At 67.0% G+C, this 23,496-nt stretch carries 21 protein-coding genes and 1 pseudogene; 8 read left to right on the top strand and 14 right to left on the bottom strand.

Annotated elements, in window-relative coordinates; all coding sequences use genetic code 11:
- Nucleotides 1–721: 721 nt before the first annotated feature.
- The 3 genes from rpsN to rpmB are packed head-to-tail and all read right to left on the bottom strand — an operon-like array spanning nucleotide 722 to nucleotide 1,435.
- Complete coding sequence (gene rpsN, locus C566_RS0119875) at nucleotides 722–1,027, bottom strand: 30S ribosomal protein S14 (protein ID WP_026266887.1); 306 nt, start codon at nucleotides 1,025–1,027, stop codon at nucleotides 722–724.
- 4 nt (nucleotides 1,028–1,031) lie between these two features.
- On the bottom strand, nucleotides 1,032–1,199 hold the full coding sequence (gene rpmG / locus C566_RS0119870; RefSeq protein WP_003798558.1) for a 50S ribosomal protein L33: 168 nt from the start codon (nucleotides 1,197–1,199) through the stop codon (nucleotides 1,032–1,034).
- On the bottom strand, nucleotides 1,199–1,435 hold the full coding sequence (gene rpmB / locus C566_RS0119865; protein ID WP_011693744.1) for a 50S ribosomal protein L28: 237 nt from the start codon (nucleotides 1,433–1,435) through the stop codon (nucleotides 1,199–1,201). The genes rpmG and rpmB overlap by 1 nt, the downstream gene beginning before the upstream one ends.
- Before the next feature lie 503 nt (nucleotides 1,436–1,938).
- Between rpmB and C566_RS0119860 the strand changes: the two genes are divergently transcribed.
- From C566_RS0119860 to C566_RS0119850, 3 genes are read left to right on the top strand one after another with little or no spacing between them, the layout of a single operon-like run.
- Nucleotides 1,939–3,381 carry a ferredoxin reductase family protein gene (locus tag C566_RS0119860; protein WP_018776107.1) on the top strand — a complete coding sequence of 481 codons (1,443 nt, stop codon included), beginning with the start codon at nucleotides 1,939–1,941 and terminating at the stop codon, nucleotides 3,379–3,381.
- Nucleotides 3,378–3,887, top strand: coding sequence for an FMN-binding protein (locus tag C566_RS0119855; protein WP_018776106.1), 510 nt, complete (start codon nucleotides 3,378–3,380; stop codon nucleotides 3,885–3,887). Before C566_RS0119860 ends, C566_RS0119855 begins: the two co-directional genes overlap by 4 nt.
- Before the next feature lie 40 nt (nucleotides 3,888–3,927).
- On the top strand, nucleotides 3,928–4,698 hold the full coding sequence (locus tag C566_RS0119850) for an FAD:protein FMN transferase (RefSeq protein WP_018776105.1): 771 nt from the start codon (nucleotides 3,928–3,930) through the stop codon (nucleotides 4,696–4,698).
- A gap of 8 nt (nucleotides 4,699–4,706) precedes the next feature.
- Here the strand turns inward: C566_RS0119850 and C566_RS0119845 are convergent, their stop codons facing one another.
- Entirely contained in the window at nucleotides 4,707–5,468 is a 762-nt protein-coding gene (locus C566_RS0119845) for an SGNH/GDSL hydrolase family protein (protein WP_018776104.1), read from the bottom strand.
- A gap of 86 nt (nucleotides 5,469–5,554) precedes the next feature.
- Nucleotides 5,555–6,034, bottom strand: coding sequence for a MarR family winged helix-turn-helix transcriptional regulator (locus tag C566_RS0119840; protein ID WP_018776103.1), 480 nt, complete (start codon nucleotides 6,032–6,034; stop codon nucleotides 5,555–5,557).
- 103 nt (nucleotides 6,035–6,137) lie between these two features.
- Between C566_RS0119840 and C566_RS0119835 the strand changes: the two genes are divergently transcribed.
- Nucleotides 6,138–6,425 carry a YciI family protein gene (locus C566_RS0119835; RefSeq protein ID WP_018776102.1) on the top strand — a complete coding sequence of 96 codons (288 nt, stop codon included), beginning with the start codon at nucleotides 6,138–6,140 and terminating at the stop codon, nucleotides 6,423–6,425.
- A 10-nt stretch (nucleotides 6,426–6,435) separates the two neighbouring features.
- Here the strand turns inward: C566_RS0119835 and C566_RS0119830 are convergent, their stop codons facing one another.
- The 6 genes from C566_RS0119830 to C566_RS0119805 all read right to left on the bottom strand — a co-directional run bounded on the left by C566_RS0119830 (nucleotide 6,436) and on the right by C566_RS0119805 (nucleotide 12,994).
- Nucleotides 6,436–7,284, bottom strand: coding sequence for an SGNH/GDSL hydrolase family protein (locus C566_RS0119830; RefSeq protein ID WP_081627388.1), 849 nt, complete (start codon nucleotides 7,282–7,284; stop codon nucleotides 6,436–6,438).
- Between the two features lie 365 nt (nucleotides 7,285–7,649).
- A complete protein-coding gene (locus C566_RS0119825; protein WP_018776100.1) occupies nucleotides 7,650–8,657 on the bottom strand; it encodes a siderophore-interacting protein in 1,008 nt (335 codons plus the stop codon).
- A gap of 119 nt (nucleotides 8,658–8,776) precedes the next feature.
- Nucleotides 8,777–9,607 (bottom strand): ABC transporter ATP-binding protein, encoded by an 831-nt coding sequence (locus C566_RS0119820; RefSeq protein ID WP_018776099.1) that lies wholly within the window; start codon nucleotides 9,605–9,607, stop codon nucleotides 8,777–8,779.
- A gap of 1 nt (nucleotide 9,608) precedes the next feature.
- Complete coding sequence (locus tag C566_RS0119815) at nucleotides 9,609–10,646, bottom strand: FecCD family ABC transporter permease (RefSeq protein ID WP_018776098.1); 1,038 nt, start codon at nucleotides 10,644–10,646, stop codon at nucleotides 9,609–9,611.
- Nucleotides 10,647–10,810: 164 nt separating this feature from the next.
- On the bottom strand, nucleotides 10,811–11,878 hold the full coding sequence (locus tag C566_RS0119810) for a FecCD family ABC transporter permease (protein ID WP_018776097.1): 1,068 nt from the start codon (nucleotides 11,876–11,878) through the stop codon (nucleotides 10,811–10,813).
- A 9-nt stretch (nucleotides 11,879–11,887) separates the two neighbouring features.
- On the bottom strand, nucleotides 11,888–12,994 hold the full coding sequence (locus C566_RS0119805; protein WP_018776096.1) for an iron-siderophore ABC transporter substrate-binding protein: 1,107 nt from the start codon (nucleotides 12,992–12,994) through the stop codon (nucleotides 11,888–11,890).
- 529 nt (nucleotides 12,995–13,523) lie between these two features.
- Here C566_RS0119805 and C566_RS0119800 point away from each other — a divergent pair.
- Entirely contained in the window at nucleotides 13,524–14,018 is a 495-nt protein-coding gene (locus C566_RS0119800) for an FBP domain-containing protein (RefSeq protein WP_018776095.1), read from the top strand.
- Nucleotides 14,019–14,115: 97 nt separating this feature from the next.
- Here C566_RS0119800 and C566_RS0119795 read toward each other — a convergent pair whose 3' ends face one another.
- The 3 genes and pseudogenes from C566_RS0119795 to C566_RS0119785 all read right to left on the bottom strand — a co-directional run bounded on the left by C566_RS0119795 (nucleotide 14,116) and on the right by C566_RS0119785 (nucleotide 20,263).
- The gene (locus tag C566_RS0119795; protein ID WP_018776094.1) at nucleotides 14,116–17,655 is read right to left on the bottom strand and encodes an ATP-binding protein; all 3,540 of its coding nucleotides are present in this window, start codon (nucleotides 17,653–17,655) and stop codon (nucleotides 14,116–14,118) included.
- A gap of 257 nt (nucleotides 17,656–17,912) precedes the next feature.
- Nucleotides 17,913–18,788, bottom strand: a pseudogene (locus tag C566_RS21860) (DUF4194 domain-containing protein); the annotation flags it as partial.
- A 2-nt stretch (nucleotides 18,789–18,790) separates the two neighbouring features.
- Nucleotides 18,791–20,263, bottom strand: coding sequence for a DUF3375 family protein (locus C566_RS0119785; RefSeq protein ID WP_018776092.1), 1,473 nt, complete (start codon nucleotides 20,261–20,263; stop codon nucleotides 18,791–18,793).
- 163 nt (nucleotides 20,264–20,426) lie between these two features.
- Between C566_RS0119785 and C566_RS0119775 the strand changes: the two genes are divergently transcribed.
- The 3 genes from C566_RS0119775 (at nucleotide 20,427) to C566_RS0119765 (ending at nucleotide 23,465) form a co-directional block, all read left to right on the top strand.
- Entirely contained in the window at nucleotides 20,427–20,807 is a 381-nt protein-coding gene (locus C566_RS0119775; protein WP_026537886.1) for a PepSY domain-containing protein, read from the top strand.
- A 204-nt stretch (nucleotides 20,808–21,011) separates the two neighbouring features.
- Nucleotides 21,012–21,350, top strand: a complete 339-nt coding sequence (locus tag C566_RS0119770) for a hypothetical protein (RefSeq protein ID WP_018776089.1) — start codon at nucleotides 21,012–21,014, stop codon at nucleotides 21,348–21,350.
- Nucleotides 21,351–21,413: 63 nt separating this feature from the next.
- Entirely contained in the window at nucleotides 21,414–23,465 is a 2,052-nt protein-coding gene (locus C566_RS0119765) for an acyl-CoA dehydrogenase family protein (RefSeq protein WP_026266885.1), read from the top strand.
- Nucleotides 23,466–23,496 lie beyond the last annotated feature (31 nt).

Below are 23,496 nucleotides of genomic sequence, written 5' to 3'. Positions count from 1 at the left end.
CACGCCGCCAGCGTTCATCCTGAGCCAGGATCAAACTCTCCGTTGAAGTAAAACAGACACAACATGCGCCCCCGGGAAAACGGGATGCACACGCTGCACAAAATTTGAAACCAGCCAAAAACACCAGACCACACCACGGGGTGGCGGGCCCGGCAAATTCAACCAATTCAATACAATAAATTGGTATCAACAAACTTGGCACACTATTGAGTTCTCAAACAACAGACACACCCGGCACCACCACAACCAACTCGGTCGAGGATCGCTCCGGAGCAACTTTTCAAACTTACCCGAGTCCGGACCGCTTTGCAAATCAGCGTTTCCGCGACCCGCAAACCATCCGACCCGCCCCACCCAAACCCGGAGCGCACAAAACGCCGACCAGATCCGGTCTTGAAATTTAGGGGATTGGCCGCCTCCGGTTCCCAGCATTTCCGCTGGTCTCCCTCGCGGCGACTTAGAAAACAATACACCCACCACGCCCCCACCGCAACTCCACCCCCCACACCCACCCCACCACCCAAAAACCCCGCCACCACAACCCAAACCCACCCAAAACCACCCCACCAGACCCACCACCCCCGCAAACCACCACTGTGCAGTGCATCACCCCGGCACGCAACCGGGGGCCAGGAGGCGGCCCGGACGTTAAATGCGAGAAGGGCCGGCAACCAAATGGTTGCCGGCCCTTCTTCAAGCCACTGGCTTCAGGGGTACTGAATTACCAAGAAGACTTCGTGATGCCCGGGAGCTCACCGCGGTGAGCCATGTCGCGGAAGCGAACACGGGAGATGCCGAACTTCTGGAAGGTACCGCGCGGACGGCCATCGATGATGTCGCGGTTACGCAGACGTACCGGTGAGGCGTTGCGGGGCAGCTTCTGCAGGCCGAGGCGAGCAGCTTCGCGTACTTCGTCGGTTGAGTTGGGATCAACCAGAGCCTTCTTCAGTTCGAGGCGCTTTGCAGCGTAACGCTCGACGATGACTTTACGCTGTTCGTTCTTAGCGATCATTGACTTCTTAGCCATGTGTTTAGCGCTCCTCTCGGAATTCGACGTGCTGGCGGATTTTGGGGTCGTACTTCTTCAGGACCAGACGGTCCGGGTCGTTACGACGGTTCTTGCGCGTCACGTAGGTGTAGCCCGTGCCCGCGGTCGACTTCAGCTTGATGATCGGACGTACGTCCTTATCCTTTGCCATTAGAGCTTCACTCCTCGTGCCAGGATGGCGGCGACGACTACGTCAATGCCGCGTACGTCGATGGTCTTGATGCCACGCGCAGAGACCTGCAGGGTGACGTTACGGCGCAGGGACGGAACCCAGTAGCGCTTCTTCTGGATGTTCGGGTCGAACCGGCGCTTGTTGCGACGGTGCGAGTGCGAAATGCTGTGTCCAAAGCCCGGCTCGGCTCCGGTCACCTGGCAGTGTGCTGCCATGACGACTCTCCTCAAAAAATAAATGAAACGGCTAACGGAGTTCCCGTTGACCGTGCGTTGGGCGGCGTCCGCATCCGGCTCCCTCCCCCAACCGCCGTGTCCGCGGGATTCAGCCAGACGGCATAAACCGTCTGTTTCCTCACTGCGGCGAAGATTGTGGGCCACGGGCACCTGACGCTGGCCGCCTGTTGGACAGCCATTGCGAAGTGCCGGGATGCTGGGCGAATACAGGAATGCGCGCAACTTGAGCCCCTAACTACCGGCCTCCAGGACCGTCGATTTTTCAGACGGGTCCTGCCAACCGGAGCAATTGCGCACGCTCCGCGCCACCTAGCGCCTACCAAGTCTACGAGTTCGGCGAATTAAAGACCAATCCGTCGCTGAATGGTGTATAGGACAGTGCCCCACGGCCAGTCCATGCGCTAGGCCCGGGCCTTCCAGGTCATATGCCCGACGAAGCCTTTTCACAGCGAAATGATAGGCGGCGGGGCAATTCTGGATCCATGAACACACAACTTCTGACGAACCGTCCCGGGGTTCGCCGCAACTCCGGTGGCGCTGTGAACCCGTTCAGGGCGCAGTACCGCCGGCGGTTGCTAAGGGCGGATCTGCTGACGGTCCTTTTCTGGGCGTCGCTGGCAGGCGCGGTCGCCTTGTGGCTGGCCGACGGCGGAGTGGCCGGCTTCTCGACTCCAGCCGGCTCCTTCACCGCACTGGGGATTGTGGCCGGCCTCGCAGGCATGGACCTGGTGCTTCTCATGCTGCTGCTGGCGGCCCGAATCCCACTTATCGACCAGACAGTCGGCCACGACCGCGCCCTTGAGTTTCACCGCAAGCTGGGCAAACCGGCCCTGTACCTGCTGCTGGCGCACGGAATCCTCATTGCCATCGGTTACGGCATGGCGGAAGGGCTGGACCCTGTCAGCGAGTCGGTTGCCCTCTGGGTCCTTGTGCCTGACATGTGGCTGGCCTACATTTCCATGCTCCTGTTCATCGCCGTCGTCGTCACCTCCCTCGTAGCGGTCCGACGTCGGTTCCCTTACGAATTCTGGTACGCCGTCCACCTCCTGACGTACGCGGCCGTCCTGACGTCCCTCCCCCACCAGTTCAGTGTGGGCGGCCTCTTTGCCGAGGGCACCTGGCAGCGGTGGTACTGGCTGGCTCTGTGCATCGCGACCGGCGCCGCACTCCTCTACTACCGGGTGGTCCAGCCTTTGGTGGCAACTTTCAGGCACCAGCTGACCGTCAAGCGGGTGGTGCGGGTGGCCCCTGGAGTGGTCAGCATTGAAATGTCCGGCCTTCGACTGGACGAACTGGCAGGCAGCGGCGGCCGGTTCTTCATCTGGCGGTTCCTGGCTCCGGGCCTGTGGTGGCATCCGCATCCGTTCAGCCTTTCCGCCGAACCCGTCCGCTTCGACGCCGCTGGCCAGGGCACGCTGAGGATCACTGTCCGCAACCTGGGCCGGGGGTCTTCCCAGCTGGCGTCGCTGAAGCCCGGCACCAAAGTGGCGGTGGAGGGCCCGTATGGGCTGTTCAGCACGGCCGCGCGGAGCCGCAAGCATGTGGTCATGGTGGGAGCCGGAATCGGCATCACGCCGGTTCGTGCCCTGCTGGAGAGCACGCCATTCCAGCCCGGCAACGCCACTGTCATTCTCCGCGGACACAGCGAATCCGAGCTCTATCTGGGCGAGGAGATCCTCGATCTCTGCCGGCGGCGCGGCGCCACGCTCTTCCACTTGACCGGCTCCCGCCCGGCCGGCATCCGGACCTGGCTTCCGGAGCACGCCGCCCGCGCCGGCCACCGGCTGGCCAGCTACCACCCGAATATCACTGACGCCGACGTGTACGTCTGCGGCCCCTCCGCCTGGGCACACAACGTGCTTGAAGACGCCCGCGCAGCCGGCGTCCGGGAGGACCAAATCCACTACGAAAGGTTCGACTGGTGAGAACCCGCGCAGCAGTTTCAGCCGCCCTGGCCTCCGCCGGCATCCTCATTGCCGGCTGGCAGTCGGGCCTCCACGTAGCCGATACCGGCAGCTCCGTCGCAAGCGCGGCCGCCGGGTCCACGGGTTCGTCCGGCTCCAGCGGAACGTCCGGCTCGGCAGGGGCCTCCGGCTCGTCGGGATCATCAAGCCCGTCAAGCGCGGGCGGCACCACAGGGGCCTCGGCCAAGGCTGTAGGGACGTACGCAGGCTCCGTCGTCCAGACCCGGTTCGGCTCCGTCCAGGTGCAAATCACGGTGCAGGCCGGAAAGATCACCGACGTCACGGCGCTTCAACTGACCGATGCCGAACGCAAGTCCGTGCAGATCAGCAACCGGGCGGCCCCGCTCCTGCGCACCGAGGTCCTTGCCGCCCAATCCGCGGACGTGCAGACCATCAGCGGTGCCACGGTGACCAGCGACGCATACTTGAACTCCCTGCAGGCGGCCCTCGATGCAGCCAACCTCTGAGCTGGGCGGCCCGGCCCTGAGAGCCAGGACTTTTGGCTCCATGGGCACCGTCATCAGCCTTACCGTTCCAGCGGGGGCCGTCCCGGGTGCTGCGGGCGGCGAGGCAAAGCTCGACGCCGCGACCGCCGCCGTCGAGCGCGTCTTTGCCGGGTTGGACGAAACGTTCAGCCTGTACCGTCCCGATTCCGAGGCCAGCCGGCTGGCGCGCGGGGAGCTTTGCCTGCGGGACTCCTCCGCCGGGATGCGGGACCGCTACGCGGATGCGCTCACCTGGCAGCTCAGGACGGAGGGCGCGTTCTCCCCGGAACGGCCCGACGGCGTGCTGGACCTTTCCGGGCTTATCAAGGGCTACGCGATCGGGCAGGCCGGTGAGGCGTTGCGGAGCCGCGGGATCGCCGATTGGTGCCTGAATGCCGGCGGCGACGTGCTGGTGACGGGCTCTCCCGTGCCGGGCAGCGGAGCTTCGTGGGCGGCCGGCGTCGTTGACCCGCTGGACCGCTCGGCACTGCTTGCCGCCTACGAGCTGGGCGGACCTGGCACCCGGTGCGCCCTGGCGACGTCGGGCTCGGCGGAGCGGGGTGACCACATCTGGACAGCGGGCCTCGGGGCCCGGACCGCTGGCTCTTCCGGCGCCGAGTTCGTCCAGGTCTCTGTGGCTGCGGCAAACATTGTCACCGCCGATGTGCTGGCGACGGCGATCGTGGCCGGCGGGACCGCGATGCTGCACCGGGCCACGGACGGTTGGGAGATCGATGTCCTCGCCGTCCGCCGCGGCGGGGAACTGCTCGCGACGCCGGGGTTCCGCGCCTAGGGTGCTGTCTAGAGGTGGGTCAGCTGGCCATACTTCGGCACCAGGCCGTCGCCGGACGATTTCCCGGTGACCCGCCGGACAACCCACGGGCCGGCGAATTCGCGGACCCACCGGGCATTCGCGCGGAGGGCGTCCACCCGGTTCAGTTCAGGCACCGGCGTCATGGGCGGGACGTCAATCGAGTGGTCGCGTGCCAGCACCGTGAGGACGCGCTTGGCCATGTTCGCGTGGCCGGCAGCTGACATGTGCATCCGGTCCGTGGCCCACATGCCCCAGTCGTAGTATTCGCTGAAACGCCAGTAATCGACCAGCAGGGCACCGTGGTCCCCGGCGATGCCGCGAACCAGCTCGTTATAGATGGCCGTACGGCCGCGCATGGTGCCGAAAATCTTGGAGCCCCGCGCATCGAACCCGGTGAACATCACCACGGTGGCGCCAGTGGCCGTGAGCTTGCGGATTCCGGCGTCGTATTCGGCCAGCAGATCATCGATGTCGACCTTGGGCCGGAGGATGTCGTTGGCGCCGGCGTAGATGCTGACCAGGGTGGGTTTGAGTGCGACGGCGGCATCGACCTGTTCGGCCAGGATCTGGCGGAGTTTCCGGCCGCGGATGGCAAGATTCGCGTACCCGAAGCCGGGATCGGCGGCGCCAAGCCCTTCTGCCACCCGGTCCGCCCAGCCCCGGACGCCGTTAGGCCGGGTGGGGTCGTCGTCGCCGACGCCTTCCGTAAAGGAGTCTCCAAGGGCTACGTAGCGGGACGTGAAATCCATGAATCCAGTCTGCCAGCAGTTGCCGTGAGCAACAAAGACGGGGATGGCCGACGTCGGGCTGACGGCGGCGCATTCGGCTATCGCGCTTAGATGTCGCGCAGGATCCAGTGGTCGTCGTCGAGCCGGGCCACGATCTTTTCGCCGATCCGGGCCAGGTCCGCGACGTCCTTGGGGCTCAAGGCGTCGAGGAACAGTGAGCGAACCGCTTCAACATGTCCCGGGGCGAGCTGCACAATCGTCTGCATGCCGGCGTCGGTCAGGTGGGCCGTAGTCACGCGGGCGTCGCCGGGGTGCGGCCTGCGCTCAAGCCAGCCGCGGTTCTGCAGCTTGGTGACCACATGCGAGAGCCGGGACAGGGAGGCGCTGGTGCGCGCAGCGAGCTCACTCATGGGCAGGAAGCGCCCTTCGGCCTCGGAAAGCATCGCCAGCACGTTGTAGTCGAACAGGGATAGCTTGCCCGCTGCGTGGAGCTGGGTGTCCAGGGCGGCCGGCAGCATGGTGTTGATGCTGAGCTGGGCCAGCCAGGCCCGGCGTTCGTCGGCGTTGAGCCAGCGGGGTTCGGTCATGGCTACATTCTAGGAGACTGGAAGCTTGACGATTCAACTTCAGCCGGGGCAATTCCAGAAAAGTTCCCGCCTGTCCGCGGCCAGCTACCGGTAGGCTGGCCGCATGTACGTAGTCTCCCTGACATACAAAGTCCCCGAGGACATTGTGGAGTTCCATCTTCCGGCGCACGTGACGTGGCTGCAGGCAGCCTTCGACGACGGCGTCTTCATGGTCGCGGGGCGCAAAATACCCCGCACCGGCGGCCTGTTGCTCTCCAACGCGGATCGGGCCAGCCTTGACGCTGCCTTGGCCAAGGATCCGTTCTACGTCAATGGTGTGGCTGAATTCGAGGTCATGGAGTTCCACGCCAACAGGGTGGCTCCGGGCTACGAAAACCTGCTGGACAGCTGAGTCCCGGCGGCTACCCGGCGTCGCTGCTGGCGCGCTGGTCGTGCAGCAGTTTCTTCAGCCCGCCCTTGCGCGGGACCCGCACGGGTTCGGGCCAGCGCGGCCGGAGCTGATCGCCGAGGGTGACTCCGCGGAGCTTCCGCCCGAACAACGGCAGCACCCAGTCGCGGACCCAGCGTCGCTGCCGGCGTTCCCACTCCCGCAGGCCCGGTTTCACTGGCGGCTCCCACTCCCTGGGTTTAATCTTGTGCGGCACGCCGAGGTGGTCCAGGACCTGGGAGGCGAGGTATTTGTGGCCTGCCTTGGACATATGCAGCCGGTCCGAATCCCACATCCGCGGGTCATGGAATGCGTCGAAGCACCAGTAGTCCACCAGCACCGCGCCGTACTGGCCGGCGATCTCGCGGACGCGCCGGTTGTAGAAGGCGTTACGTTTCTTCAGCGGCTCCAGCAGCGCGGAGACCTTGACGTCGAAGCCGGTGAAGAGCACCAGCGTTGCCCCCGTGTCGGCGAGCGCAGCCACCAGGGATTCGTAGTCCCGCATGAGGGCCCCGATGTCCGTGCCGAAATCCAGGATGTCGTTTCCGCCCGCGTACAACGTGACGAGCGTCGGCTCCAGGGCCACGGCGGGACCGAGCTGTTCGCCGATGATGTGGCGTAGTCGTTTGCTGCGGATGGCCAGATTGGCGTACTCCCACCCCGGTTGCGCCTTGGCCAGCTTCTCCGCGACCCGGTCGGCCCAGCCCCGCACGCCGTTGGGGAAGCGGGGATCGTAGTCCCCCACGCCCTCAGTGAAGGAATCCCCCAAGGCAACAAAGACCCGCCGCCCGCCTCGATCCGGAAGCAAAGGAATTGAAGCCACCCCGTCACCCTACCCACCCCAAAAAGCCGGCAGGGAAAGGGAGAGTTAACCCAAGATGACCGGCAGAGTGAGCCGCAACTGGAGAGTGGCAATGGTGACACCCTGGACACACGAAGGTGAGCCGACCTCAAGACCGCTGCCGATGCTTTGCAAAGGAGCGCATCGCCGACCAGAGCGGAACGAGGCCGCTCGCGGCCGAGGGTAGCGGCGGGAGGTGTCTAAGCGACGGCAAAGCACCGGCAGCGGGCGAAGCCCGCACAACGGGCACGACGGCAAAGCACCGGCAGCGGGCGAAGCCACACACCGTGAGCGACGGAAAAACTGCGATAGCAGGCGTAAGCCCGGAAGAGGCCCGACGCCGAAGACTACAGCTCGGCTTTCCCCTGCCGCCAGTACCCCATGAACGCGACCTGTTTCCGGTCAATCCCCACGTCCCGCACCAAGTACCGCCGCAACTCCTTGACGGTGCCCGCTTCGCCGGCGACCCAGGCATAGAAGGGCAGCGCGCCGGCGGGCTTGTCGGGGTTCCGGCCGGCGCTGATCGCCGTGGCGTCCATCCGGGCGGGGGTCTCCCAGAGGATGTTCTGGTCCACGTTCACGTCATCGGGTTCCGGCCCTGCCCCGCCGGCGGCGGCCTTGATGCCCACCCAGCCGGGCTCGGGAACGGCGGCGCGGACCGCCTCCTGCAGGAGTTCGCCGTGCGGACGGGAGCGGCCGATCGAGGCGCCCCGTGCCAGCCAGGTGATTTCGACGTCGGCGTCCGAGGTCAGGTCCAGGAAGTCGCCGGCCTCGGGGACCTCCAGGAACGCGTGCCCGCTCATGTACGACGGCAGGCTTTCCAGGATGGCGCTGATGGCCGGGACAGCGGTCTCGTCACCTGCAAGAAGTACGCGCTGGGCCAGGCCCGGGCGCCATTCGATGCCGGAGTAGGTCCCGGCCGTGACGCAGTGCGCGGCCCGGTTGTTGGGTCCGATGATGGTGAGGGCGTCGCCGGGCTTGGCGTTCAGGGCCCAGTTCGCGGCGGGTCCGCCGTTGCCGACGGCGTCGAAGTGCATGACGAAGTCGACGTCAATCTCCGGGTAGACGGAGTCGAGGCGTTCCTGCCGCACGGTGTAGGTGCGCATGGAGCCGCGGGTCGCGGGATCCATGGCCAGCCATTCCTGGTACCAGCCGGCCTGCTCCATGTGGAACACCGGCAGCGGCAGCTGGGTGCCGTCCCCGGCAAGGGACGGGATCATCAGCTTCACACGCAGGTCCAGGGTTTCGCCGTGGACCCCGAAGTCGCGCAGGGAGTACCCTCCGAAGGTGACGCGGCGGAAGTTGGGGCTGAGCTCCTGCACCGCGGCGACCGTCACGTCGAACGCCAGGGTCATTGGTTCGGTGGTCGGGTGGTCCCGTACCGCCGAGGGCGCCCGGCGTGCCCGCGCCTGGGAGATGTCGGCTGCCTTCCTGTCCGTTGCACTGCTGGCTCTTGCACTGCTGCTAACTGCCCTCATGGGACCAACTCCAGGGTTGCTTTTTCGGCTTTTGGGAACTCGGCGTGGTGACGGCCGAGCGGGATGATCAGTGGCGTGCCGGAAATGGGGTCGGGAAGAACCCGCGAGTCCAGGCCAAAGACGTCACGGACCAGGTCCTCGGTGACGACGTCGACGGCGGTGCCCTCGGCCACGATCCCGCCGCCCTTCATGGCGATGACGTGGTCCGCGTACCGGGCCGCCAGGTTCAGGTCGTGCAGGACGATTGCCACGGTGGTGCCGCGCTGCCGGTTCAGGTCCGTGACCAGGTCCAGGACCTCCACCTGGTGGGCCAGGTCCAGGTAGGTGGTTGGCTCGTCGAGCAGCAGGACCTCGGTTTCCTGGGCCAGCGCCATCGCGATCCAGACGCGCTGGCGCTGCCCGCCCGAGAGTTCGTCGACATTGCGCTCGGCGAGCTCCAGCGTTTCGGTGGCTTCCAGCGCGCGCTGCACAGCGAGATCGTCACCTGTGCTCCAGCTGCGGAAGAAGCCCTGGTGCGGGTAGCGTCCGCGGCCCACGAGGTCCCGGACCAGGATGCCGTCGGGGGCAGTGGGGTGCTGCGGGAGCAGGCCGAGGATGCGGGCGAGTTCCTTGGCCGGGCGGGAATGGATGTCCTTGCCGTCCAGGGCCACGGTCCCGCCGGCCGGCTTCAGCAGCCTGGACAGGCCGCGGAGGAGCGTGGATTTGCCGCAGGCATTGGCGCCCACGATCATGGTCACCTTACCCTCCGGAATCTCCGCCGTGAGCTCTTCCACCACCCGGCGCTGGCCGTACTGCAGCGTCAGGTCCTTGGCGTTCAGAACGGCCATGTCAGGCGTCCTTTCGGTTGGCTGTGACCAGGAGCCACAGCAGGAACGGTGCCCCCAACGCGCCGGTGACCACACCGACGGGAAGGACGGTGCCGTCCAGCAGCGCGGGGGCGATGTTGGCGGCGAAGTAGTCGGCGGCGAGGACAATCAGGACGCCGACGAACGCGCCGGCCGGAAGACTCGCCTTGCCGGTGAAGCGGCGTGCGATGGGACCGGCCAGGAAGGCGACGAAGGCCACGGGCCCCGCGGCTGCAGTGGCGACGGCGGCCAGGGCGACGGCAACGGCCACCACGCCCAGCCGGGTGAGGCCCACCCGGATGCCGAGTCCGGCGGCGGCGTCGTCTCCCAGTTCCAGGATCCGGAGCGGGCCCGCGAGAAGGGCGACGGCGGGGAGCAGGACCAGCAGCGCCAGGGTCAGCACTCCGGCGCGGTCCCAGTTGGCGGAGTTCAAGGATCCGTTCAGCCAGATCAGGGCCTCGGCCGCGGTGCGGATATCGGTCCGCGTCATGAGGAAGTTGACCACGGCGTTCAGTGCCGCGGCGATGCCAATTCCGGCCAGGATGAGCCGGCTTCCGGCGGCGCTGCCGCGGTTGCCACCGCCTGATCCGAGGGAACCGCTCCGCGAGATTGTGTAAATCAGGACGGCTACGGCCACGGCCCCGCACAGTGCCGCACCGGAAACCGCCGCCCCGGAGGCGCCGAAAACGACGATGGCGGTGACGGCGGCCGCACTGGCCCCGTAGCTGATGCCGATCACGTCGGGGCTGGCCAGCGGATTGCGCAGCATGGTCTGGAACAGGGTGCCCGAGAGCCCGAAGGCAATCCCGATCATGGTGCCGATGACGGCCCGCGGCAGCTTGTTTTCCATCACGATGAAGCTGGCGCCGGGGGTTCTTTCGCCACCGGTGAGGTGGGCCGTGAGGATCCTGATGAAGTCCGGGACGGTGACGGTGTAGCTGCCCAGCAGGATGCTGACGGCGAGGAGCACCACGACGGCGAAGGCCAGCAGGGCCGTCCGGCCCATCAACACACCGTCCATCAACACACTGCCCTTCAAAACACTGCCCTTCGAAACACTGCCTCTCAAAACGCTGCGCAGCGGCCTCCCATCGGCGCGGACCGGGCCGGCGGGATCTGCCGGTTCGCGCTCCGCGGGAGCGTTGTCTCCCAGCTCGCGCCTGACGTTGGCGAGGTCTGCCCTGCTCACAGTCCGGCCCCCTTTCCGCGGCGGACCAGCCACACAAAAACGGGCGCACCCACCAGGGCCGTCATGATGCCCGCAGGGACTTCGCCGGGCAGCAGGATGACACGGCCCACCACGTCCGAAAGCAGGAGCAGCACGGGCGCCGAGACCAGCGAGAAGGGCAGGATCCAGCGGTAGTCCGGGCCGGTCAGGAAGCGGACGGCGTGCGGAACCACCAGGCCGACGAATCCGATCGGCCCGGCCAGCGCCGTGGCCGAGCCGCAGAGCAGCACGACGCCTAGGGCGGTGACGCCGCGGACCAGTCCGACGCGCTGGCCCAGGCCGCGGGCGATGTCGTCGCCGAGCGCCAGGCTGTTCAGGATCCGGCCGGTGAACAGGACGATCAGCGCCCCGGCGGCCAGGAATGGCAGCCCGGGCAGCACCACCGACCAGTCCCGGCCGGCGATCCCGCCGACCTGCCAGAAGCGGAACCGGTCCAGGGTGTCCTGGCTCGAAACCAGGACGACATTCATCAGCGAATACAGCCCCGCGCTCAGGGCCGCGCCGGCCAGGGCCAGTTTGACCGGCGTCGCCCCGTCCCGTCCCATGGACGCGATCAGATAGACGACGGCGGCGGCCACCGCGGAGCCGATGAACGCGAACCAGATGTAGCCGGTCAGGGACGAGACGCCGAAGACGTAGATCCCCGTGACGACGGCGAGGGCCGCGCCCGCGTTGACGCCGATGATGCCGGGATCGGCGAGCGGGTTGCGGGCCACGCCCTGCATGGCCGCACCCGCCAGCCCGAGGGCACCGCCGGCGAGCAGGCCCAGCACGGTGCGGGGGATGCGGGCGTGGATGACGGCGTGGTCGCCGTCGGTGGGGTCGAACTGCGTCAGCGCCTGCCAGACGGCGGCGAGGGGAACCCCGCGTGCACCGACGGCCAGGGACGCCGCGCAGACCAGGACAAGTACGACGACGGCGGCCAGCAGCCAGGCGGCCTGCTTGGCGGGGGCTTTCTTCCCGGCGGGCGCGGCCGGCGCGCCGGGCACACGGCTGGCGGGCGCCGTCGTCGTACTGTTCGTCATGGAAAGGGGCTACTTCGTTACGGTGACTTTGTCCGCCGCGGCGGCCAGCTGCGGCAGGAACGTGTCCAGGGACCAGGGCAGGCTCAGCGGCGAGGAAGCGGAGATGGACAGCGTCAGAGTGTTGTTCGAGTCGGCGACCAGGGCGCCGCTCTTGATGGCGGGGATCTGGCCCAGCAGGGGGTCGGCCTTGATGGAGCCGGTGGTGGCCGCATCCGGCACCCAGGTCACGAAGATGTCCGAGTTGAGCTCGTTGGCCTTTTCGGCGGACCACGGGATGAAGAATTCCTTGGAGCCCTTGGAGTTGTCCTCCACAACAGATGCGAGCTTCATGCCGATTTCGCTGAGGAAGCGCGGGCGGTTGTCGTTGGCCGTGTAGACGTTGACGCCGTCGCTCTTGTCCGGCTCCAGGTTGCCGTAGATGAAGGACTTTCCGGCGATCTGCGGGTACTTGGAGACCTTGTCCTTGATGGTGGCCTCGGTGTCGGCGACGAGCTTGGCGGCTTCGGATTCCTTGCCAAGGGCCTTGCCGATGATGGCGGTGGAGTCCTGCCAGGAGGTGCCGTAGGCGATTTCCGGCTGGGCCACGACGGGCGCGATCTCGCTGAGCTTCTTGTAGTCCTCCTCGGTCAGGCCGGAGTAGGCGCCGAGGATGACGTCCGGGTTCAGCTTGGCGATCTCGGTGAAGTTGATTCCGTCAGCCTCGGAAAATTGGACGGGCGCCTTCTCGGAACCGAAGCCGGCGCCGAGCTTCTCCAGCGCGGCGTCCTTCCACGGCGTGGAGCCCTTGTCATTGCCGCCCCATTCGTTCTTGGGGACGCCCGCGGGAACCACGCCGAGGGCGATCGCGACGTCGTCGTTGACCCAGGAAACGGTCACAACGCGCTTGGGCTGTTCCTTGATGGTGGTCTCGCCGAAGAGGTGCTTGATGGTGACCGGGAAGGCGATGCTGACCGGCTGGCTGGGGGCGTCCGTCGCCGTCGAATTTGCCGGTCCGGTAGAGCAGGCGGTCAGGGTCAGGGCGACGGCGGCCAGAAGGGCCGCGGCCCGCCCTGCGCTCTTGCGGAGGCGGCGACCGGCGGGGCGGCCGCCTGAACGGGGAAAGAGGGCGGAAGCCACGGAACTCCTTAGGTAAGTGATGCAAACCTAAGTAAGGCTAGCCTATCCTTTGTGTAATTAAGAAAGGTTTGAGTAACGTAATTGTCTCAATTGGCCTGTGAAGTGCATCGGGGCATCGCTGCGCCCCGCGTTGCGCCACTCAAGGCACAGCAGTCGGGTTCGGAATGTGAACTGGACACGAATCCCGGGCTTTGCGAGGATGGGCTCGCCGGACAATCGGAACCGGCGATGTGCTGGGACGGGAGAAGTGAGCATGGACATCGCGACGATGACTGCTGCCACGGTTAGCGGGGTGGCCTCTGTGGCCTGCAACGCGCCCGCGCTCCTGCCAGCCCCGCCCGCATAGGCCCTTCCTACATAGGGCCTTCCTGCACAGGCCCTTCGCGCCGAGTCCCGAACCACCACGGACTAGTTACGCGAGACGCCGTGCCCCACCGGAGTCGCAGGCTGGCAGTCTTCTGCCCACAATCCGCCCGGCGCGCCGCGCGCCCGCCTGGCCGGAGCCATCCGATTTTCGAAAGTGTCCGTCATGCAAAAAATCACGGCGCAGCAGATCCGCTCGTCTTTCATCAACGCGAGCCGGTCAGAAGCCGCCAAACTCACTCTCCCCAAAAGCTTCGACACCCTGGACTGGGAAACAATGGACTTCCTGGCCTGGCGGGACGCAAAGATGCCCCTCCGCGGCTATCTCGTGGTGCAGGGGCCGAAGGGTCCCACCGGCATCATGCTCCGGGCCCCTGAAGGCGGGGCCAAGAAGAACCGTTCCGTGCTCTGCGAGCTGTGCCGGGACGTCTTCTCCAAGGACGACGTCCTGCTGTGGGTGGCCAAGCGCGCCGGGCAGTCCGGCCGCAACGGCAACACCCTGGGCACCTTGATCTGCGCCGATTTCCTTTGCTGCCGCAATGTCAGGGTGGAGCCTCCGGCCAACGAGATCAACCCTGACCCCGCCGCGGTCGTGCTGCGGCAGATCGACGGGCTGGTGGCCCGCACGGCCCAGTTCGTGGACCGCGTCCAGGGCAGCTAGCCACCGGCTTCAAGCAACGCGGGGTCAGTTACGGCCCATTAAAGCGGCGTTTATGGGCCGTACGTGACCCCGCGTTGCTTTAAGGGGAGGGCTGGGGTCAGCGCAGGACGATGTCTACCGGGTTCGCCTCGGAGCGCCAGACGCCCTCCGTGCCGGGACGCGCGGCAATCACCGGAGCCGTCAGGACGCCGGAACGGTTGGTGCGCTTGTCCCGGAGGATCTCCGTCACCGAGCCGAGGTGCCGGGAGAGGTCGATGACGTTCTCCGGCGCGGCCAGCAGGAGCTGGAAGCCGAACTCGTGCAGCGCCTTGATGCCCGCGCCGGCGAATTCCTCCGAGGCGAGGACGAACGCCTCGTCCATCATGACCGTGCCGTACGTGGTGAAGCCCTGTTCCGCGATGCCCAGCTGGTAGCTCAGCGCCGCCGCCATGATGAACGCGGTGAAGCGCTGCCGCTCGCCACCGGACATGGAGCCGGTGTCCGCGTGCATGTAGACCTCGGTCTTCTTCGCACCCTTCGCCGCCCCCTTGGGACCGGTGCCCTTGGGACCGGCACCCTGGACTTCGCGGTGTTCCTTGCACTGGATGAACAGGTGGCCGCGGACGTCCAGCACTTCGGCCCGCCAGCGGCGGTCCTCCGGGGTCTGCGAGCCCAGCCGCTTCACGAGCGTTTCGAGCGACTTGTAGCGGCTGGTGAGCTCGGCGTCGTCGTCCCCCTCCGCCCCGGACGCAGCAGTGGACGTAGCAGCGACCGCTGCAGTAACAGTCTTGCCGGGCCGGGTGTGCCGGACCTTGAGCGCGTTGTGGATGGCGTCCTTGAACTGCTTCGCCGTCGCGGGCAGCGTCTGTTTGATGTCGAGTTCCAGGAAGCTGCCCTCGTGGAAGTTGACCTCGGACAGGATTCCGTTCAGCGGCAGGATGCGGCTCGTGATGGCGCGCCGCTCCTCGTCGAGCAGGTGCAGCAGGGTGGAAAAGGATTCGTGCGTCCGCTGGTTGAAGAACTGCCGGAACTCGGCCTCCTGGGCGGGCAGCCCGTCGCTGACAATCGCGTGGTACCGGGATTCGAACTCCCCCGAGGCGCCGATCGAGGTGCCGTGGTCCGCAGAAATCGCCGTGCCCCATTCCCGGACGAAGCCCTCGAAAATGCGGGTGAGGCGCTCCGAGGTGGCCTGCCCGCGGGACTCGGCGACGTGCAGTTCGGCCAGGAGCCGGGTGCGGACCTGGTTGGCGAGGTTGTCGAGCTCGTGCATCTCCAGGACATCGCCAAAGCCGGTGAAGTACGGTTCCAGCGCGGCGACGCCGGCGTCCGACGGCGGTGCCTGCGCGAGCCGGGTGCGTGCGGCGTCGAGCAGGGCATCAGCGGCGGTCATGCGGGCATCGAGGGCCTTGTACTCGCTCTGCAGCACGGCCGCGGACTCGGTGCTGGACTGGTGCTTGTGCCGCGCGGCTTCGATGCTGGCGCGCAGCGGTTCGAGGTCGGCCTGCGCGGCGAGGGCGTCCTTGAGGCGCTGCTCGATCCGGGCGAGCTCTTCCGCGGCCACGGCGGCCGAGACCTGTTCCCAGGGCCGGTGGTCCTCGGCCACCCGGCGCAGGGCTTCAAGCTGGCGGGTCATGCCCTGGTGTGACTCTTCCCGGCTTTGGGCCAGCTCGGCGGCCTTGGCCAGCTCCTGTTGCAGGTCCTCAACCTGGGCCGCGACCAGTTCGAGCTTGGCGGCGTTGTCGAACCCGAGGACGTAATCCTGGCGGGACGTGAACCGGTCATCTTTTTCCACCGTGTGGCGGTTGCGCTTGACCACGCCGCCCAGGCTCAGGCCCTTGTCCAGGCCGGCGAGCTCGTCCGGGTCTTCCACACACGGGTAGGCGAAGTCGAGGGCAATCCGTTCGCGGAGCCAGGCACTGGCCTGCGCAAGCGCCTGGGCGTGGGGACCGGCGGGCAGCCCGGCGTCGGTGAGGAAGCTGAGCTTGGTCAGCAGATCGCGATCGGCCACGTCCTCGACGGCCAGCGCGCCGCCGGCCAGCCGCCGGGAGACGTCCACGGCGCGCAGCGCCCCGCGCACGGAATGGTCGTTGAGGTACCGGGTGACGGCCGCGAAGTGCTCGCCCGGGACCAGCAGCGTGGTGGCCAGGCTCCGCAGGGCACGCTCGGCGGCCGGGCGCCACTGTTCCTGGCCCTCGGCCAGGTCGATCAGCTCGCCGCCGAAGGGCATCTGTTCCTCGGGCACGCCCGTGGCAGCGGCAATGGCGCTCCGGTTTTCAATGCTCGACGGCGGCAGCAGCGATTTGCGCGTCTTCAGCGAGACGAGCTCCTGCTGGGCCGCGGCGAGTTCACGCTTCCTGGTGGCGTGGCCGTCAAAGGCCTCGAAGCGCAGTTCCTTGAGCGCCTCGGAATCGTCCTGGAGCTCGGCCGAGCGCGCCGCGGCGTGCTCGTGGGCCTGTTCCCAGCCGGCGGCCGACCACTGGAGTTCCAGCCCGGCGTCGGTCAGCGCCTTGCGGGTCGATGCCTCCACCTCCTGCCGGAGCTTGAGCCCCACCCTTGCGTTTTCCAGGGACTGCTCGATCGCGGAAATCGCGTTGCCGCCCTGGTTGTTGTACTCCCCCTCCAGCTGGCGCAGTTCCTTGGCGAAGCCGTCCCGGACTGCGCGTTCGGCGGCCAGGTCAGTGGCCTTCGCGTGGGCCAGTTCCTTCAGCCGCGCCAGGGTCTTCTCATGGACCGTGACCGCGAGCTGCTGCTTGTAGGCCTCGAATTCCTCGCCGGACAGGTCCCGTAGCCGGTTCGCGTCCAGCAGCGCCTGCGCGTATTCCTTGTTCAACCCGGGGACGGGAGCCAGCTGGTCGCGCTGCTGCCGGACGTCCTCGAGGCGCTGCCGGATGGACATGAGGTTGCTGAATTCCTCGACGACGTCGTCCGCCGCGGCCAGCGTGGCAGGGGCATCGAGGACCTGGTCACGGAAGAAGGTGTTGACGCTGCCGCCGAGACCCTTGCCGGCCTGGATGACGCGCAGCAGCGGAAGGGCCTGATCCGAGTTGATGCCGAGAAGGCGGCGGAAACGTTCAGCGAAGGCCTTGTGGACGTCGAAGATCTGGGCGTCCGGGAAGATCGCGTCCAGCGCTGACTTGGTGAAGCGCTTCTCCGCGATGCCCTCGATCGCCGCGAGGTCCAGCGGCTTGTTATCGATCACGTAGTACCGGCCGACGCTGGATTCCGTGCCGTTCTTGGGCAGGTCGAACAGCGCCGAAACCGTCACCCGGGTGCCGGCGGCGTTGTCGAACGTCAGAGCGACGGCGGACCAGGTCGCGCCGGGGCGCTGGAACGCACTCGCCGAGCCCTCGCCCACGGCCTTGTCGCCCACCTTGCCGCGCATGTACGTGAACGTGGTGCGCTTATCCTCGACAGCGCCGCCGGCCCGCTGTGCCGCAGCTTCGTTGGAGCGGGGACGGGCGTCGAAGACCCGAAGCATGGCATCGAACAGCGTGGACTTTCCGACGCCCGAATTGCCGGTCAGCAGTGTGCCGTTGCGGTCCACGTGCATCGTGTGGGCGCCATGGAACGTGCCCCAATTGACCACCTGGACGAGGGCCAGGCGCATCTGGCCGGGGTTGGTGAGCTCGCCCATGGGCAGCATGGTTGCGATGCTCACTTGGTTTCCTCGGCTTCTTCAGTGCGGCTGGGTGACGACGACGGCGATGCCGCCCCCGCCCCTGCGCCGCGCAGCTGATCTTCGATCAGCTCAGCGCGCGGCTCCGACAGCGGCCCCGGACTTCCCAATGCTCGCAAGCTCGCATCGGGACCCTCGTCCGGTTCCTTGGATGCCACTCCCGGGGCGGCATCGCCGTCGTCGTCTTCGTTTGTCAGGTCGCCTTGGGCGACCGCGGCATCGGCGTCGTCGGTGGTCGGGCCATCTTCGGTGGCGGCATCGGCGTCGTCGTCCGTGTCGTCCTCCGCGTTTGCCGAGGTGTCTGCGTCGAGTTCCAGGAGTGGCTCCGTTCCCGACTGGTCTGTGCTGGCCGCTACCAAAGCTTCGATTTGGGCCGGGATGTCGCCGATGTTTTCGAACGGAAGGGCCAGCGGGAGGGCGTTGGAGATGGTGTAGACCTCGTCCAGGCCCGTGGCGAGGAGGAGCTGGCGGGCCAGGAGCTTGGTGATGGCGCGATTGACGACGTCGGCATCTCGCAGGGCGTCCTGCTGGCCGGTGGGCTGGTAGTGGGCGACGAGTTCGGCGATTTCCTCGCGCGTGATCGTCGGGTCCGTCTGGGCAGTGACGTGGCGGTCCAGGAGCAGGCGCAGGCGGAGCAGGACGATCGTCTCGACCCGGCTCAGGGCACGCTGCTGGCGCAGGATGCTGGAACGGGTACTGCCGCCGATCGCCTCGGGGTCCACGGGGCGCAGGACGGCGACCTTGCGTTCGTGGTCCAGCTGCAGGGTGAGGAAGAGCTCGGAGAGGCGGCTGCGCAGGATCAGCTGGTTGTCCAGGAGCGTGGTCCACAGCTTTTCGTCGCGGCCGCCGTCGATGTACGGGCCCTTGAGCAGCTTCACGAGCGCCTGCCGCACTTTCATGGGCAGCACGCCGGTGTCGCCCGGGAAGAGCGCGGCGCCGTCAACGAACGTGTCCCGGGGAGTGACGGTGAAAGGGTCGCTCCGGACGTGGGCGCCCTCGCTGTCCGCGGGTGCTGTGGCGGGCTCGGTCGCGGACTGCAGGTCCGCCGTCGCGGTCTCTGTCTCTGTTTCTGTCTCTGTCTCTGCCAGGGTCTCGGTCACAGTCTCTTCGGTCATGGTCAATCCTTCGCGAGCGTGACGACGGGCAGGTAGGCGGTGCGGGTGGTGCCGTCGATCTGTTCGAATTCGATGGGGCCCCAGGCCCCGCGGTCGAAGCCGGCGCCTTCGTGGAGGGTCTGCGAGAGGAGGGCCCGGATGGAGTTGATGTGGCGTTCCTCCGCCGGCAGCTGCGCCCAGGCCTCGGTGAGGGTTGCAGCCCCCGCGAGCGCGGCGCGGATGGCTTCCGGCTTGGCCTTGGCGGTCCGGGGCGAGCGCGCCCGGTCCGAGTCGGAGAACGCGATGGGGTCGGCCAGTTTGGGCGGCGCCGCGAATTCGTCAGGATCGAAGAGCTTGACCATGGCCAGGGACTCGAAGCCGGCACTGAACAGCACCGGGCCGCGGACCAGGCCGGGCCGTTCGCGCTCGTACGGCAGGGAGCGGATCGCCTGCTCGGCCTCGCGCAGGACCTTGCGGAGCCGGACCGACTGCCGGAAATCGTCACTTTGGACGTAGGTGTTGAGGCTCTCGCTGAGCTTGCCGTAGATCCGCTGGATCTGGCTGTGCTGGCTGCGGAGTTCGGCCACGAGGTTCTTGAGCGTCTCGCGTTCATCATGGCTGAGCTCGTCCGCGAATTGCCGGCTCAGCACTTCGCCGATCGCCGACCGGAACCTCAGCTGCTGTTGCGGGTCCTCCAGGAACGCGGTGAAGGAGCGGAACGTCCGGCCTTCGGGGCTTTGCCGCAGCCGCTTGTCGGCCTCGAGGACTTGCGCCATGGTGGCGCCCTTGCTGAGCGATTCCTCGATGATCTGGTTGCGCAGCTCCCCCACGAGCTCTTCGATCCGGTCACGCATCTTCTTGTAGTCCGCGGGCAGGCTGGCCGCGAGATCGAGGATGTTGCCGGCGGCCTCCACGGCCTCGTCGTCGTCGAGCAGTCCGTCGAAATCCCCGGAGCTGATGTCTTCCATCAGCTGGCGGCGTTCGTCGATCTCCTCTTCGAGGGATTCAATGCGTGCGCTCTGGTCCGGGTTAGTCTCGTTGGCGAGCTTCTCCACGTCGCCGAGCAGCGTGCCGAGCCGGGAGCCGTTCAGCGTGGACCGCTCGCTGGAGAGGCTGTCCAGGAAGGCCAGGACGCGGGCAGCAGGCTCGGTGACTTCGTAAACGATCTGGCCCGACTGGTTCCGGCGGGTCAGGAAGTTCTTGCGGGTCCATTCGTCCGCGTATTTCTTTCCGGAGAGTGTGCCGTTGGCCGAGCCGCTGTGCTGCTCTCCCGTGCCCGGGGCCTGCCGGCGGAGCTGTTCGAGGAAGGCGTCGACGTCGGCGTGGAACTGTTCCAGCGGCAGCTGAGCGCGCGTGCGGGTGAAGGAAGCCTGGAGCACGGCGATCACCCACGGCGCCGAGCGCGTCAGCGCCCAGGCAGGTCCCTTGGTGAGGAGCTCAAGGTCCCGGAGCCGGGCGCTGATGGCGTCGGCTGATGACACGGCGGAACGGGACACGCGCTCTCCTTCGGCTGCCAGGGGATGGTTTGGGGTGGCGTTACGGGGCAGCGATTCGAAAAACTGCCAGCTACAAGGTTAACGCAGGGCCCCGTCCGCATTCATCGTTGTCTGCTCCCCTATGTCGGCGCACACTTGAATGACCAGCTGAAAGGAGACGATCATGCGGAAGAGAACGATCTGGATCACGGGGGCGGCCTCTGCAGCGGTAGTGCTGGGGGGAGCGTCAATTGCGGTCGGGGCCACCCAGGCCAGGGATGTCTGGTCCGGAAGTGCGGGCGCCCTCACAGCCAAGATCGGGGACTTTGAGATCGGTGACGATTCCGACGGACCGGCACTCAGCGACGCCGACCGTGCCATGGCATCAAGTGCCGCGCTGGCGAAGGTAGGCCAGGGCAGCGTCACCGAAGTGGAGCGGGATGACGATTCCGGTGCGGCCTACGAGGTCGAGGTGCGCCTCAACGACGGGTCGCAGGTCGAAGTCGCCCTCGGCGCGGACTTCCAGGTCATGAGCCAGAGCGCCCCTGAATACGACGAAGACTGACGCAAGGGCAGCATCCCGGCACTGACAAGGGAGCGACACCCGCGATTGGTGAGGGTGCCGCAACTCCGCCGTGACCTACGCCCCGGTAGCATTTCGATCCCGTATCAAGAGGCCACGAACGTCCAAAGGACCCTAGTTCAGCACACCCCCGGCACCCTACGCTCGGGCTACTGGTTCAACCGGAGCAATGGTGCAGGGGGAAGAATGCAGTTCGACCTAAGCGCAGTGGAAACCGGCACGATGGTGGTCATTGGAACCCTCGTGTTTGCCGTGATGATCGGCGCCTTCATGATGGTGTCCGCGTTCGCGGCAATGGTTTTGGTCGGCGTTGGCCGACTCGCCTGGTACCTCGTGGCCGGCGCGGTAGTAGGCCTGGTCCACGGCATCAACCACGGTTGGGACCGGCTGGTCCACCACGCCTCAACGGTCGAGTTGCCCGCCGATTTCCAGGTCGACTTCGGCACGGACTTCCGGGCCGATTATCCGGGCCAGTCCTCCCCTAGCACAGGCACTTACCCGCGAGTAGTATTGCGGGACAGCTGAAGGGTCCTCCACCCGCGGCGGATCCAGGGCTCAAGCCGGTCACCCGGTTAGAGGAGATGCCCAGTGAGCTCCGCCATTGAAGACCCCGCCACCGCGTCAGGTATTCCAGCATCAGGTACTCCGACACCGGGTACTCCAACACCAGATACTCCGAGCCCGTCGGCCGCCGGGGCGCCTGAGCACGTCGGTCCCGACGCGACGGCCGCCGATGCCCGTGCCATTGCCGAGGCCGCCCGCGAAACCAGTTGGAGCCAGCCCAGCTTCGCGAAGGGCCTCTACCTTGGCAGCTTCGATTTGTCCCTGATTCACCCGTGGCCCGAGGCCCCTGCCGACGACGTCGAACGCGGCGAGGCGTTCATGGCCCGGCTGGCCGACTACTGCCGCACGATGTCCGGACGCACCATCGAACGTGACGACCGGATCCCGGACGACTATCTCAGGGGGCTCGCCGAGCTCGGTGCGTTCGGAATGAAAATTCCCCGCGAATACGGCGGACTGGGCCTCACGCTCGTCTACTACGGCCGCGCACTGGCCCTGCTTGGCTCGGTGCACCCAAGCCTCGGCGCCCTGCTCTCCGCGCACCAGTCGATCGGCGTGCCGGAGCCCGTCAAGGTCTTTGGCACTCCGGCCCAGAAGCGTGAATACCTGCCCCGCTGCGCCGCCGGCGCCATCACCGCTTTCCTGCTCACCGAGCCCGACGTCGGCAGCGACCCGGCGCGGATGGGCAGCACGGCCGTCCTCTCCGACGACGGCGAGTCGTATCTCCTGGACGGCGTCAAACTGTGGACCACCAACGGTGTTATCGCCGAACTCGTCGTGGTCATGGCCCTGGTGCCGCCGCACACCGATGCGGACGGGACCGCCCACAAAGGCGGCATCAGCGCTTTCGTGGTCGAAATGGACAGCCCCGGCATTACCGTGGAAAACCGCAACACCTTCATGGGGCTCCGCGGGATCGAAAACGGCGTCACCCGCTTCCACCAGGTCAGGGTCCCCGCGGCCAACCGGCTGGGCCGGGAAGGGCAGGGCCTGAAAATCGCCCTCACCACGCTGAACACCGGCCGGCTCTCAATCCCCGCGCTGTGCGTCGCCACGGGCCGGTGGAGCCTGAAGATCGCCCGCGAATGGTCCGAGGCCCGCACGCAGTGGGGCCGGCCGATCGGCCAGCATGAGGCCGTGGGCAAGAAGATCGCCTTCATCGCGGCCAGCGCCTTCGCCCTGGACGCCGTGTTTGAACTCTCCGCGGAAATGGCCGACGCCGGGCAGAAGGACATCCGGATCGAGGCGGCCCTGGCCAAGCTGTGGTCCACGGAGATCAGCTGCCTCATCGCGGACGAACTCGTGCAAATCCGCGGTGGCCGGGGCTTTGAAACGGCCGACTCACTCGAGGCCCGCGGCGAACGCGCCGTCGCCGCGGAACAGCAGCTCCGCGACATGAGGATCAACCGGATCTTCGAGGGGTCCTCGGAAATCATGCGGTTGCTGATCGCCCGCGAAGCTGTGGACGCGCACCTGGCGGCCGCGGGAGACCTCGCCTCGGAGGACGCCCGCCTCTCCGACAAGGCGAAGGCCGCCGTCGGCGCCTCGGGCTTCTACGCGAAGTGGCTGCCCAAACTCGTGGCGGGCGCCGGCATGGACCCGCGGTCCTACAGCGACTTCGGCCGGCTCGCGAAACAGCTGCGCTACGTGGAGCGCTCCTCGCGGCGCCTGGCGCGGCAGACCTTCTACGGAATGGGCCGCTGGCAGGCCAAACTTGAGCACAAGCAGGCGTTCCTGGGCCGGATCGTGGACATCGGTGCGGAGCTGTTTGCCATGGCAGCCTGCTGTTCGCGCGCCGAGATGCTGCTGCGGACTCAGCCGGAACGCGGCGCCTCCGCGTATGAACTCGCCGAGGCGTACTGCGAACAGGCCCGTGTTCGCGTCGACGAATATTTCGACCGGCTGTGGCGGAACACCGACGATGCCGACCATGCCCTGGCCCGCAAGACACTTGCCGGCGACTACGCCTGGCTGGAGGCCGGGATCCTCGACCAGTCCGAAGGAACCGGTCCGTGGATCGCGGACGCCAGCCGGCGGGCGTCCGTCCGGGAGGACCTGCACCGCAAGTACCGCTGACGGGCAGCCGCCACGGATAGTAAGCATCCTT

Origin of the sequence: Arthrobacter sp. 131MFCol6.1 (assembly GCF_000374925.1) — a bacterium.
Lineage (GTDB): Bacteria > Actinomycetota > Actinomycetes > Actinomycetales > Micrococcaceae > Arthrobacter.
Note: the sequence above shows the minus strand (reverse complement) of the source record. Positions and strands in the feature narration are given on the sequence as shown.